The 12,304-nt window shown below is 73.1% G+C and carries 8 protein-coding genes; 4 read left to right on the forward strand and 4 right to left on the reverse strand.

Going from position 1 to position 12,304, the window contains the following annotated elements; genetic code table 11:
• Positions 1-599 precede the first annotated feature (599 nt).
• Positions 600-2,717, forward strand: coding sequence for an asparagine synthase-related protein (locus tag ACFXOA_RS28485; protein WP_385034396.1), 2,118 nt, complete (start codon positions 600-602; stop codon positions 2,715-2,717).
• Positions 2,718-3,119: 402 nt separating this feature from the next.
• Here ACFXOA_RS28485 and ACFXOA_RS28490 read toward each other — a convergent pair whose 3' ends face one another.
• The gene (locus ACFXOA_RS28490; protein WP_385034398.1) at positions 3,120-5,171 is read right to left on the reverse strand and encodes a sigma-70 family RNA polymerase sigma factor; all 2,052 of its coding nucleotides are present in this window, start codon (positions 5,169-5,171) and stop codon (positions 3,120-3,122) included.
• A 212-nt stretch (positions 5,172-5,383) separates the two neighbouring features.
• On the reverse strand, positions 5,384-6,187 hold the full coding sequence (locus ACFXOA_RS28495) for a TetR/AcrR family transcriptional regulator (RefSeq protein ID WP_385034400.1): 804 nt from the start codon (positions 6,185-6,187) through the stop codon (positions 5,384-5,386).
• Positions 6,188-6,526: 339 nt separating this feature from the next.
• Between ACFXOA_RS28495 and ACFXOA_RS28500 the strand changes: the two genes are divergently transcribed.
• Complete coding sequence (locus ACFXOA_RS28500; protein WP_385034402.1) at positions 6,527-7,960, forward strand: NAD(P)/FAD-dependent oxidoreductase; 1,434 nt, start codon at positions 6,527-6,529, stop codon at positions 7,958-7,960.
• A 163-nt stretch (positions 7,961-8,123) separates the two neighbouring features.
• On the opposite strand, the gene ACFXOA_RS28505 is transcribed toward ACFXOA_RS28500, so the two are convergent.
• Positions 8,124-8,300, reverse strand: coding sequence for a hypothetical protein (locus tag ACFXOA_RS28505; RefSeq protein ID WP_385034404.1), 177 nt, complete (start codon positions 8,298-8,300; stop codon positions 8,124-8,126).
• Here ACFXOA_RS28505 and ACFXOA_RS28510 point away from each other — a divergent pair.
• Positions 8,290-9,948, forward strand: a complete 1,659-nt coding sequence (locus tag ACFXOA_RS28510; RefSeq protein WP_385034405.1) for a SpoIIE family protein phosphatase — start codon at positions 8,290-8,292, stop codon at positions 9,946-9,948. The two genes, ACFXOA_RS28505 and ACFXOA_RS28510, sit on opposite strands and share 11 nt — an antisense overlap.
• Before the next feature lie 6 nt (positions 9,949-9,954).
• On the opposite strand, the gene ACFXOA_RS28515 is transcribed toward ACFXOA_RS28510, so the two are convergent.
• Positions 9,955-11,274, reverse strand: coding sequence for an MFS transporter (locus ACFXOA_RS28515; protein ID WP_385034411.1), 1,320 nt, complete (start codon positions 11,272-11,274; stop codon positions 9,955-9,957).
• Positions 11,275-11,417: 143 nt separating this feature from the next.
• On the opposite strand from ACFXOA_RS28515, the gene ACFXOA_RS28520 reads away from it, so the two are divergent.
• On the forward strand, positions 11,418-11,975 hold the full coding sequence (locus ACFXOA_RS28520; RefSeq protein WP_385034407.1) for a MarR family winged helix-turn-helix transcriptional regulator: 558 nt from the start codon (positions 11,418-11,420) through the stop codon (positions 11,973-11,975).
• Positions 11,976-12,304: the final 329 nt, after the last annotated feature.

A 12,304-nucleotide genomic window follows, 5' to 3' on the forward strand; every position in this document is an offset into this window, starting at 1 on the left:
CGTGGGTCGGCCCGCCGCACTGGACACGGCGGGCTGGGGGAGACCGCCGCCCCAATCCCCGCGGGCGGCGAACCGGTCCGGGAGGTGATGACACCTCCCGGACTGTGCGCCACGAGGGCCGGGGTCCGTGAGAAGCGGGCGTGCGGACCGGTGCGCCGGGGGGACGCGCCGACCCGCACGCCGTCACGGTTCCGCGGGGCTCCGGAGGCCCCGCCGGGGGCGTCGCCCGAGCCGCCGGAGGCGTCCCGGGACTTCGCCCCGGGGCGAAACGCGCGGTCCGGTCCCGACCGGAGATTTGGCCGAATCGCGACGGTCGGGCGGGGTGAGTCGGGGTGCTTCGGCCGTGGCTGGTTCCCGTCTGTTCCCGAGACGCCCGAGGCGGGGCCTCTCGCGGTGCCGGTCACGGCAACTCCCGGAAGATCCGATTCCGTTGCGCGGGTACCGTCGATGCCGTGGCCAGGCCCTTGCCAGGGGCGCATGCGCATCTGCTGTGCGCCGCCCGTACCCCCTCCAGGGCGCCGTTGTCGTGGCAGCATGTCCCGCAACGGCGTTCCCCGTGTCCAGGTGCGCCGGTTCGTCCACAGCCTGTGGAGGCGGCGATGCGTTGGTTGGTGGGGTGGAACACTGCCTCCGCGAGCTTCGGCACCGTGGGCACCGTGGGAAGCCACGGCGAGGGGCGCACCGTCCAGCCGGTCGGCTCCCAATGCCTGTGGGGCGACCCCGACCCGCTGTGGGCGGTGGGCGACTGGCGTCCCGACGAGATCCGCGTCATCACGGTCGCCACCCCCGAGGGCGCACCCGCCAACCGCCTCGCCGTGCTCGGCTGCTGCGGAGCCACCGACGAACAGCTCAGGGTCGGGCTGCTCGCGGCGCGCGGCGGGGCACTGCGCCATCTCACCGCGTGGCCCGGCAGCTACACGGCAGTCGTACAGATCGGCCGCCGCATCACCATCGCCTCGGACCTCGCCGGCGCCCGGCCCGTCTTCCACACCCCCACACCGTGGGCCAAGGGCACCGCGTACGCCACCGCCGCCCTCCCACTCGCCGACCTCGTCGAGGCGCAGCTGGACATCGGTCATCTCGGTGCCCTGCTGGCATGCCCCGAGACGCCGGAGGCGCTGGGCGACGGCACCCCCTACACAGGGGTCAAGCGGGTCCCGCCCGGGCATGCGCTGATCCTCCGCGAGGGCTCACGCGAGATCACCGGGTACGAGACGGTGTCCTCGCTCGCCGTCGCGGCGCCCGAGACCGACCCGGTGAGCGCGGTCGACGGAGTCCGGGACGCCCTGGTCGACGCCGTACGCGCCCGGCTCACCGCTCCGCGGCATGCCCCGGAGACCCTGCCCCCCGACCCCGGGCCCGTCCCCGGCATGGGACCCGCCGAACGCCGCGCCGCCCGGGGGGCGCCCGTACCCGGGATCGGCTCGGACCTCTCCGGCGGCAGCGCCTCCGCGACCCTCGCCCTGCTGGCCGCCGGCCTTCCAGGCCTGCCGGGCACGGTGCTCGGACACGGCACCGGCGCCGGCGAACGCCTCCTCGCCGTCACCTTCAACGACCTTTCCGCCAAGGGCCGCGAGGACGAGCTGGAGCGGGCGCGGGTCATCGCCGCCAACCCCCGTCTGCACCATGTGGTCGTCGCCGCGGGCGAGGAGGCCCTGCCCTACGCGTCCCTGGAGAGCGGACCGCTCACCGACGAGCCCGCTCCCTCCCTCGTCGTCGCCGAACGGCACCGCCGCCGGCTGTCGGCGGGCAGCGCCGACCACTTCGTCGGCACCGGAGCCCGCCAGGTGCTGGACGCGCACCCGGCCCGTCTCGCCGACCTCCTCCTCGACCGGCGCAGACGCCACCTCCTGCGGCCCGTCGCCGCGCTCGCGAGAGCCGAGGGATCCTCCACGAACTCGCTCTTCGTCCCGCTCACCGTCTACCGCGCCGCCCGGCGACTGGCGCGGACGTCCTACCGCACCGGGCTGGAGACGGCCGCCTCCCTGCTGCCCGACGCCAATCGCGACGCCCCCGACCTGGACACCCCCGCCGACGCGTCACTGGCCTCCCTCGCCTGGTCGCGCCCCGGCCCGGCCGCGCGCTGGCTCACCGGGGAGGCGCTCGCCGAGGTGTCGGTGCGCCTGCAGGCGGCGGCGATCCGGCCCACGTCCGTCCAGCGGCCCGGCGAGGCGCGGGCACGCGCGGCACTGGCCCGGCACGCGGCCGACCAGCGGATCCTCGAACAGGCCGCGGAGATCCGCAGCCAGCGGCTGCACGCGCCCTTCCTCGACAACCAGGTCGTACGCGCCGCCCGCGCCCTCCCGGAGTCGCTCCGGGTCCAGCCCGGCGCCCGCGCCGCGATACTGCGCAGGGTCCTCGCGGGCGCCGGCATCCACGACCTGCCACCGGGCTGGGGCACGCCCTCGCAGGCCACCGCCACCGCGGCCGGCCGGATCGGTCTGCGCGCCGCGCTCCCCGACCTCATCGCCCTGTTCGACGCCCCGCTGCTCGCCGACGCCGGCCTGATCGAGGCACGTGTCGTACGCAAGGCGCTGCGCGCCGCGTCCGAGGGCGAACCCCTTCCGCTCGACGGCCTGGCCGAGCTCGCCTCCACCGAACTCTGGCTCCGCAGGCTGGTCACCCGCAGAGGCACCTGCTGGACCGGTACGGCGGCCCCCCGCCAACGGGCGGTCGCCGGGGGCGTCGTCCCCTCCCGCCGCACCCTCCAGGCCTGACGGCCGTACGGGCACGCCGCTTCCGCTGGGGCGGGACGGCGGTACGGGCAGCCGCCCACGCGGGGCGGGACGGCCGTACCTGCCGGCCCGCCGCTCGCGCGGGGTGTGACGGCTGACGGCGATACGGGCGCACCCCCGCACTCGCGGGGGCGTGACGTAGGCAAGGGGCACAGGCCCCGGACGTCGTACGGGGCTTCATTCCGGCGCGGCGCGACGGTCGTTCGGATCCTTGCTGCCGTGCGGCGTGACGGGCGTTTCGGGTGCATACTCCCGTGCGGCGTGACGGTCTCCCCGGCGCTTACTCCCATGTGCGTGAGGGCCGTTCGGGCGCTTGCTGCCGTGCGGTGCGACGGTCGTTCCGGGTGCTCGCTCCCATGCGGTGCGACGGTCGCGCGGGAGCGTTCAGCGGCAACTGATCCGGGACTCCGCCCAGTCGGCCGGAGCGACCCCGCCGAACGCCCCCACCGGTTCCACCACCAGCCGGATGATCCGGCTCCCCTCGATGCCCACGCTCACCGGCACCGCCGGGTCGCCGCCCCGTACGACCGGTGACCGCCACAGCCGTGCCCCGCCGCCGTCGTACACGGAGAACCGCAGGGCGCCGAGCCCCAGCGACAGGTCGTCGACCCCGGCCATCGCCTCGTAGCGCGTACACGGCCGGTTCAGCTGTACGGTTACCGAGGACCGGGAGGGTGCCGTCACCCCGTGCGCGTACGTCGTGGACGCGATCGACAGGCTCTGGCGCTGCCAGAACACTCCCAGGCTCCGGCCGAGCAGGATCTCCGGGCCCGTGTGGTCGCCGGTGACGGAGTACGCCAGCCGGTTGACCTGGTAGACCTCCGGAGCGGGCCGCTCCGGTGCGGGTGGAGGCGTCGGCTCCGGGGGTTTCGGTACCGGCGGGGGTTCCGGAGCGGGGGGCTCCGGAGGGGAGGACTCCGGGGCCGGGGTGGGGGCGGGGCCGGTGGAAGGTTCCTCCGGGGCGGCGGGCGGCGGCTCCGCCGGAAGCGTCGGTGCGGGCTCGGGACGCGGCGGCTGCGTAGGTTCGGAAGGCTCCGGCGGCGGTGGCGCCGGTGTGGGAACCGAGGGCACCGCGACCGGTGGCGCGACCACCGGCTTCTGCTCGGGAGCCGGCCCGTCCTCACCGGCAAGGGCCCAGACGAGGCCGGCGGCGACCACAGCGGCGACCGCCGCGGCGATCCCGGCCTTCAACGGGGCGCCCAGGCCCTCCGATGCCGCCGCCCCACCTGCCGACCCGCCACCGGACGACGCGCTTCCGGCGGCCGCCGCGGCTCCGGCACCGGCGGCCCCCGCCGCGCCACCGGCCACGACGCCGGCCGCCTTGAGTGAATAGCCGGCGGCGAACCAGCCGATGACGGCGACCGGGAGGAGCGCCGGGATACCGGCGTTGACGCGGTCCAGCTCGCCCGCGGCGAGGCGGCACCGCGCACACTCGTCCAGATGCTTGCGCAGCCCGCGTTCGGCGCGTGTCCGCAGCCCGCCCCGGGCATGGGCGCCGAGCCGGTCCGCGTACCGCGCGCAGTCCCCACCGACCGTCAGGGAACGGCTCACATGTGCCTGCAGGAAGGCCTGCTTCAGCCCCTCGCGGGCCCGGACGGCCAGGACCGCGGTGGCATTGGCGCTCAGCCCGAAGAGCGGGGCGACCTCGCTCGGCGACTCCTCCTCCACCGTGGTGTGCCACAGCACTGCCTGCCAGCGTTCAGGCAGACTGCGGAACGCCTGCATCGCCATCGACCGGTCCGCCTCGTGCATGGCCAGCACATCCGCGCCGAGCTCGACGGTGTCGGTCTCCGACAGTTCCGAGGAGCGGGTGGCCTGCGCCGCGAACACCGCGAAGTCGTCGACCAAATGCTCGCGCCTGGCGCTCCTGGTCCAGGTAGCCGCCACATGCCTCACCGCCGTCATGAGGTACGCCCGCACGGCTTCCTCGGGCCCCTTGCCGCCACGCACCGCCTGCAGCGTCCGCGCGAAGACCTCGGCCGTCAGGTCGTCGGCCGTGTGCGCGTCCCGGCAGCACGTACGGGCGTATCGCCGAACCGCCCCCGAATGGCGCCGGAACAGCTCCTCGTACGCCTCGTCGTCGCCCGCCCGCATGCCCTGGATCAACTGGGCGTCGGAGGGGCCGGCACCAGCTGATCCCGACCGCCCTTCGCGCTGCGAGGGGACGGCGTACCCCGTGCTCCCGGGGGTCCGTCCGATGCCTTCCTCGCGGGCCGGCCAAGGCCCGGGCAACACCGTGCCGCCCTCGGAGGCAGGATCCGGCTCGGTGACCGGGCTGCCGTGCGGCACCCGGTCCCGGGGCGTCGCCTGGCTCGGCACGGCGTCCCGCTCCGCAGCTGCGGGGGAGTCGTGGACCTCGGTCTCCGCACTCCGGCGGCCGTCCGCCGTCGCGGGATCACCGTCGGCCGGCTCTCCCTGCCGCGCGTCACCGCTCATCGTGGAAGCCCCCGTCAGCACCCTCGGACCGAACAACGGGGGTCACACTGCCACAGCACCGCGCCACGGCGAGGCCCGAGCGGTATCAACCACTCGTCCGGGCGGTTTCGCGTATCCGCGAGGTGTGCAGTGCCCGCAACGGGGCAGAACGAACGGCTCCTGCCGCGACGGGTGTCCGGCCGACGGGAGCGGCCCCCCGCCGACCCCCACGCCTACGCGGGACGGGAACGCAGCCCCTCCAGCAAGATGTCCAGAAGCCGGGCGGACGCGGCGGCCTGCTGCGCCGGGTCAGGGAGCGCCGGTGCGGCCGTGGCTATGACCAGCAGGACGTCGGCCACCGTCACATCACCCCGCAGCGCACCCGACTCGCGCGCCCGGTCCACCAGCATGCCCACGACCTCGAGCAACTCCGACGCACCCGGCCCGCTGTCCGCGTCCTCCTCCGCGCCCGCCTGCTCGCCGTGCTGTGCGGGCGACGACTCGACCCGGCGCTGATGAGGCACCCGTGTGCCGTCCTCGGACGTGACGGCCTCACCGGCCGCCGTCTCCTCCTGTTCGGCTCCCACCCGCAGCACCTGCGGAGGCAGCAGCCGTCCGGCACCCGAGGCCACGGAGGTCCGCAGGAAGCGGGAGAGCGCCGACCACGGTTCGTCCTCCTGGCCGAGCGCGGTGCGAGCCTGATCGGTCAGCCGGGCGGTCTCCTCCTCGGCTATCCGGCGTACCAGCACGTCCTTGCTCGGGAAACGGCGGTAGACCGTACCTACGCCCACCCGTGCCCTGCGGGCCACGTCCTCCATCGGAGCCCCGTACCCGAGCTCACCGAACACCTCGCGCGCGGCGCGCAGGACATGCTCGAGATTGCGCTGCGCGTCCACGCGGAGCGGCGCGGAGCGGGGCGCGCCCGTGGTCCCGGACGCGGCGGTGACCGTACCGATCGCCCCCACGGCGCTCAGCCGCCCGTGGTCCTCGGCGGACGCGGTGACAGTGCTCGGCCCATGCAGATCCTGAATATGCATAACTCTTCCCCCGGTTATGACGTCTCCCCCCGGAGACCTCCCCACCTGTCAGCCGGAGTGTGGTCCTCGTCCGAATCCGACACCCCGACGGGGTACGAACATAGTTGAGCCCGGGTCAATTCAGAAGGGGGTAGTTCCGCACGGAGCGCCCCCCGATCGGAGCAAGGACCGGTTGGACCCCGATTCGCCCCCCGCGGGTCCGGGCTCCCGCCGTACCTGACCTGCACGGCTCCCGGAACCCGCCACGACCGGGGCCCGGCCGGCGATCGACGAGCTCCGGTCACACAATTTGCCGGGCCTGTGGACAAACCCAGGACTCCGTTGCGTCATGGGATGGTGATGGCACCAGATTCCCGGGGGACGTCCCCCGACACCCGGCCACGTGTGCGTGTTCTCGTCGTCGGCGGCGGCTACGTGGGGATGTACACCGCGCTCCGTCTCCAGCGGAAGCTGAGGCCGAGACTGAGGAGCGGCGAGGCCGAGATCGTGGTGGTCACACCCGACCCCTACATGACCTATCAGCCCTTCCTGCCGGAAGCCGCCGCCGGTTCGATCTCACCGCGTCACGTCGTCGTCCCGCTGCGCCGCGTCCTGAAGGACTGCACCATCCTCATCGGCGAGGCCGAACGGATCGACCACGCCAAGCGCACCGCCACCGTCACGACGCTCGCCACCGGCGAGGACGGCACCGGAGCCGTCGAGATCGGGTACGACGAACTGGTCCTCGCCCCGGGGTCCGTCTCGCGGACCCTGCCCGTTCCCGGACTCGCCGACTTCGGTATCGGCTTCAAGACCGTGGAAGAGGCCATCGGCCTGCGCAACCACGTGATCGAGCAGATGGACATCGCCTCGGCCACGAGGGACCCCGACGTCCGCGACGCGGCCCTCACCTTCGTCTTCGTCGGGGGAGGGTACGCGGGCGTCGAAGCCCTCGCGGAACTCGAGGACATGGCGCGCTACACCTCGCGGTACTACCACAACATCAAGCCCGCTGACCTGCGGTGGATCCTCGTCGAGGCGACCGGACGCATCCTCCCCGAGGTCGGCGAGGCCATGGGCACGTACGCGGTCAGGGAACTGCGCGGGCGGAACATCGACGTACGGCTGGAGACCCGGCTCGACAGCTGCGAGGGCCGCGTCGCGGTACTCAGCGACGGCTCGCGCTTCCCGACCCGCACCCTCGTGTGGACCGCCGGGGTGAAGCCCGCACCGGTACTCGCCGCGACGGACCTCCCCCTGACCGGGCGCGGCCGGATCCGCTGCACGGCGGCCCTCTCCGTCGAGGGGACCGAACACGCGTGGGCCGCGGGTGACGCGGCCGCCGTACCGGACCTCACCTCCGCCGAGCAGGGTGCGGAGACCGCGCCGAACGCGCAGCACGCGGTCCGCCAGGCCAGGGTGCTCGCCGACAACATCCTGGCCACCCTCTCCGGACGCCCGCCCCAGGAGTACCGGCACTCCTACGCCGGGTCCGTCGCCTCACTCGGCCTGCACAAGGGGGTGGCGCACGTCTACGGACGCAAGCTGAAGGGGTATCCGGCCTGGCTGATGCACCGGGTCTACCACCTCAGCCGTGTTCCCACCTTCAACAGGAAGGCGCGCGTCCTCGCCGAATGGACCCTGGCAGGGCTCTTCAAACGCGAGATCGTCTCACTCGGCTCGCTGGAACACCCGCGCGCCGAATTCGCCCTGGCCGCCCGGGGACACGCCCAGCCGACACCCCCGGAGGCGACTCCGCCGGAGGACGGAGGGCCGCCCGGCACGTCCGGCTGACCGCGGTGCGCCCGCTCCGCGGACGTCCCACCGGCGGCACTCCGGGAACGGATCCCGTTCAGCGGCCGTACCGACCGCCTTACGGCAACTGTCAGTACGGTCGGTCACACTGGACGTGTGACCATAGGTGGGCCCACACCTGCACAGAGTCACCCGACGGCAGTCACCCGAAGTGACCGGCAGCCGGACCGACGACCAGCCCGAAGCGGCCGCGCCGCGCGTCCCCGGCAGCCGGCCCGACGCCCTGACCCGGCATGAGGACCGGCCGCAGGACCAGCAGAAGAAGCTCGCCCGAGCGGACCAGACCGACACACGAGGCCAGAAATTCCGTGAACTTCACGCGCTGGAGCGCCCGCCTTCCAGGAACACAGCGTCGAGCCGCCGCGCGGGACGACCAGGGTTCCGTGCCCGCCGCCCGCGCCGAGTCGACACGGCCCGGGGGCACCGGCGTACATCCGGACGGCACATCTCCGCCCCCGGTCACGGCAAGCGCCGCCCTGGACACCCTGTCCGCCCGTGAGCTCCTGGGACAGCTCCCGGCCCCCGTCGCGCTGCTGCACGGGCCCGAGCACCGTGTCACCTATGTCAACGACGCCTACACATCCGCCTTCGGCCCGCGCTCCTGCGGAAGCCCGGCCGCCGAGGCACTGCCCGAGCTCGCCGAGCTCAGCCTGCTGCCCCTGATGGACCAGGTGCTGCGCAGCGGCACTCCACGCACGGTCAAGTCACGCAAGGTCCAGGCGGGCGGCTCCTACACGGTGACCTGCACCCCCGTGACCACCGGCGGTACCGGCGGCGAGGCGGGCGTCCTCGTCTACGCCAGCGACGTCACCGACCATGCCGAGGCCGCGGAGCGCCTCCGGGCCAGCGAGCGCCGGCACCGTGAGACCGCGGTGACCCTGCAGCGCTCACTCCTCCCTCAGGAACTCGAGCAGCCGGACGACCTGCGTATCGCCGCCACCTACCAGCCCGGCGGCACGGACGCGGCCGTCGGCGGGGACTGGTACGACGTCATCACCCTGGGAGCCGGCCGCACCGCGCTCGTCATCGGCGACGTGATGGGCCGCGGCGTACGCGCCGCCGCGGTCATGGGCCAGCTGCGCACCGCGGTCCGCGCCTACGCCCGCCTCGACCTCCCGCCGCACGAGGTGCTCCAGCTCCTGGACGTACTCGCGGCCGAGATCGACGCCAGCCAGATCGCCACCTGCGTCTACGCGGTGCACGACCCCAACGAGGGCCACCTCGTCTACGCCTCCGCGGGCCACCTCCCCATCCTCGTCCGGGACGAGCACGGCGTGGTCCACCGGGCGGAGGACCCGACCGGACCGCCGCTCGGCACGGGAGGCTGGCTGCACACCTCCGGCACGATCGCCCTGCCGCCGGGCTCGACGGCCGTGCTCTACACGGACGGTCTGGTCGAGCGCCGCAGCGAGGACATCGACGAGGGGGTCGGCTCCCTGGAGCGGGCACTCGCCGGGGCCGTCGGCGCACCCCAGGTGGTCTGCGACCGGTTGATGCGCTCGCTGGGCGTCACCGCCGAGCACGACGACGACGTGGCCGTGCTCGTGGTCCAGCACCCCGCCCGCACGGGTGCGAGCGCCGAGCTCTTCCACAACGCCTCGCTCGAACTGCTCGGCGGGATCGAGGCCGCGCCCCGGGCCCGCGCCTTCGCGAGCGGAGTCCTGGCCTCCTGGCGGTTCCCGATGGAGCTGTGCGACCTGGGCGTCCTCGCAGCGAGCGAACTCGTGGCGAACTCGCTCCAGCACGGCACCCCGCCGATGCGGCTGGGCCTGCGCCGGACGGACCGCCGGCTGATCATCGAAGTGACGGACGGGGACGACCATCTGCCCCGCCGCCGCCGCGCCGAGCCCGCCGACGAGGCGGGACGCGGCATCTCCATCGTCGCGTCGGTCGCCACATCATGGGGCAGCCGACGCACCCCCGGGGGCGGTAAGACGGTCTGGTGCGAGTTCCAGCTGCCCGCCTGACCGGCCTCAGCGCCCCGCGGGCCGTACGGGCAGCGAGCCGCCGGCAGGAGCGGGCGAGTCGTTCTCCGGCAGCGAGACGGCGACCACCCGGGACGGCACGGCCGCGAGCGACGGCTGGTCCTGTACGGGAGCGAGCGCGCGACCGAGCCTGAGGGCGAGCACGCTGATGCCCAGCGAGAACAGCACGAAGGTCACGATGTACGGACCGTGCAGGGCGGCGCCCATCGGGCCTCCGACGGCGGGGCCGACGGCCAGGGCCAGCTGTTTCACCAGCGCGAAAGCCGAGTTGTACTGACCGACCATGCTCTCCGGTGCCAGATCGGCGACGAGCGGGGCGACGGTGGGGGACAGCATCGACTCGCCGAGCCCGAACAGGGCGTACGTCGAGATCATCGCGGCCGTTGCCATGGTCTGGCTGCCGTGCCCGAGCCCCGCGTAGCCCGCCACGATCCAGGCGAAGGCCCAGATGAGACCCGTCAGGGCGATGACCCGGCTGCGCCGGCGCCGCTCCACCAGCCGGAGCACGACGAACTGGGCGACGACGATGACCGCGGTGTTGGCGGCCAGCGCCACGCCCAGGGTGGACGGATCGATCCCGGCGGCCTCGGTGCCGTAGGCGGCGAGCCCGGACTCGAACTGTCCGTAGCAGGCGAAGAAGATGACGAAGCCCAGTACGCAGAGCTGGACCATGGCCCCGTGGGAGAGCAGCGCACGCAGCCCAGCCTTGGGCTGCACGCCCCCGGAGGGAACCCCGGCGCCCAGGGACGGCCCCTTCGGCATCCGTACGGTCGAGGTGATCACCCCGAGGACGAGGAACATGGCGGCCTCGATGAGGAAGAGCACGGTGAAGCTCGACGGGCGGTCGACGTCCACCAGCTGCCCGCCGACCAGGCCGCCGATGCCGAGCCCGAGGTTCTGCAGGAAGAACTGCATCGCGAAGGCGCGGGTACGCGTGCCGGCGCCGGAGCACCACACGAGCATCGTCGCGAGCGCCGGCTGCATCACGGCTGTTCCGGCGCCGAGCACCGCGGCGGACAGGACGGCCGAGGGCACACCGTTTGCGAGGCCGAGGGCGCAGGCGCCCACCGCCGCGACGGCGGAGGCGGCGATCAGCACCGGCAGAGGGCCGCGCCGGTCGAGGGCGCGGCCGGTGAACGGCAGTACGGCCAGCGCCGCCATCGCGAAGACCGCCAGCACGACCCCCGCCGTACCGGCACCGAGATCCCGCACCTGCGCCACGTAGACGTACAGATACGGGACGGTGAACCCGAGGCCGAACGCGCTCAGCGCGCTGCCCAGCTGGATCCTCCGCAGCGCGGCACCCATCTCCCTGGTCACACTCACCTACCTCAGGACATTGAAGAGACGTCTGAGAACACAGACGCATAGACTTTAACACTAAAGTTAGATGCTGAAGTCTTCAGCTTGAAGGACTTCGAAGGATGTGAAGGCATGCGATACTGCCCGCCATGTCTGACACCACCGAGCAGCCCGAGCTCCAGGAGCCGAGCCTCGACGAGCAGATCGCGGCCTACCAGCGCGAGTTCCGGGATCTCGACCCTCAGGTCGAGCAGGTCGTCTCCGCACTGGGGCGGTTGAACCGCCGGATGAACGTGGCCTACGGCAGGCAGGTCGCGGCCCTCGGCATCAGCAACGCCGAATGGGAGGTCCTCAAGACCCTCGTCCTGTCCGGCAGCCCGTACCGGCTGGGCCCGGGTGAGCTGGCCAAGCGCCTCGGCCTGACCCCGGCGGCCATGACCCATCGCATCGACCGCATGGCCGGCGAGGGGCTGGTGACCCGCGACCGGGACGAGAACAACAGGGTGCGCGTCATCGTCGAACTGACCGACGAGGGGCGTACGAAGTGGCTCGAGGCGATGAGGATGGCCACCGCCTTCGAGGAGGACCTGCTTCAGGACCTTTCCGGCGAGGAGCGAGGGGCACTGGGAGAGATCCTGATCCGGCTCCTGCGCCGGGTGGAGCACGAGCAGCCGGATGCCGGGGGCAGGCTCACCGACCTGGACTGACGGGCCGTGGGCCGGCGGCGGGAGGCCCCGCGGAGGGCGGTTGACACGACCCCCTCCGGTCCGTAAGGTTCTTCGAGTTGTCCCGGAGCCGGTACGGATCCGACGGCAGCCGATCCCGCCGCGAACGCGGCACCAAAACTCAGCACGATCTCCCACCGGGGAGAATTTCGGCATGCCGAAATTCAATTCGAAGGCTCGATTATGAGCCGCCGGGAAAATCCGCTAGAGTTTGAGCGTCGGAAGGGCCCAACGGCCCGGATGGCGAACCCCGCTGACTGGGAATCAGGCCCGAAAGGATCTGATAGAGTCGGACTCGCCGGAAAGGGAAA

This window comes from Streptomyces sp. NPDC059166 (genome assembly GCF_042755185.1).
Lineage (GTDB): Bacteria > Actinomycetota > Actinomycetes > Streptomycetales > Streptomycetaceae > Streptomyces.

Coding starts and splice junctions, on each gene's coding strand:
- ACFXOA_RS28485 (WP_385034396.1), top strand. CDS start 600: ATGCGTTGGTTGGTGGGGTGGAACACTGCCTCCGCGAGCTTCGGCACC.
- ACFXOA_RS28490 (WP_385034398.1), bottom strand. CDS start 5,171: ATGAGCGGTGACGCGCGGCAGGGAGAGCCGGCCGACGGTGATCCCGCG.
- ACFXOA_RS28495 (WP_385034400.1), bottom strand. CDS start 6,187: ATGCATATTCAGGATCTGCATGGGCCGAGCACTGTCACCGCGTCCGCC.
- ACFXOA_RS28500 (WP_385034402.1), top strand. CDS start 6,527: ATGGCACCAGATTCCCGGGGGACGTCCCCCGACACCCGGCCACGTGTG.
- ACFXOA_RS28515 (WP_385034411.1), bottom strand. CDS start 11,274: ATGGGTGCCGCGCTGCGGAGGATCCAGCTGGGCAGCGCGCTGAGCGCG.
- ACFXOA_RS28520 (WP_385034407.1), top strand. CDS start 11,418: ATGTCTGACACCACCGAGCAGCCCGAGCTCCAGGAGCCGAGCCTCGAC.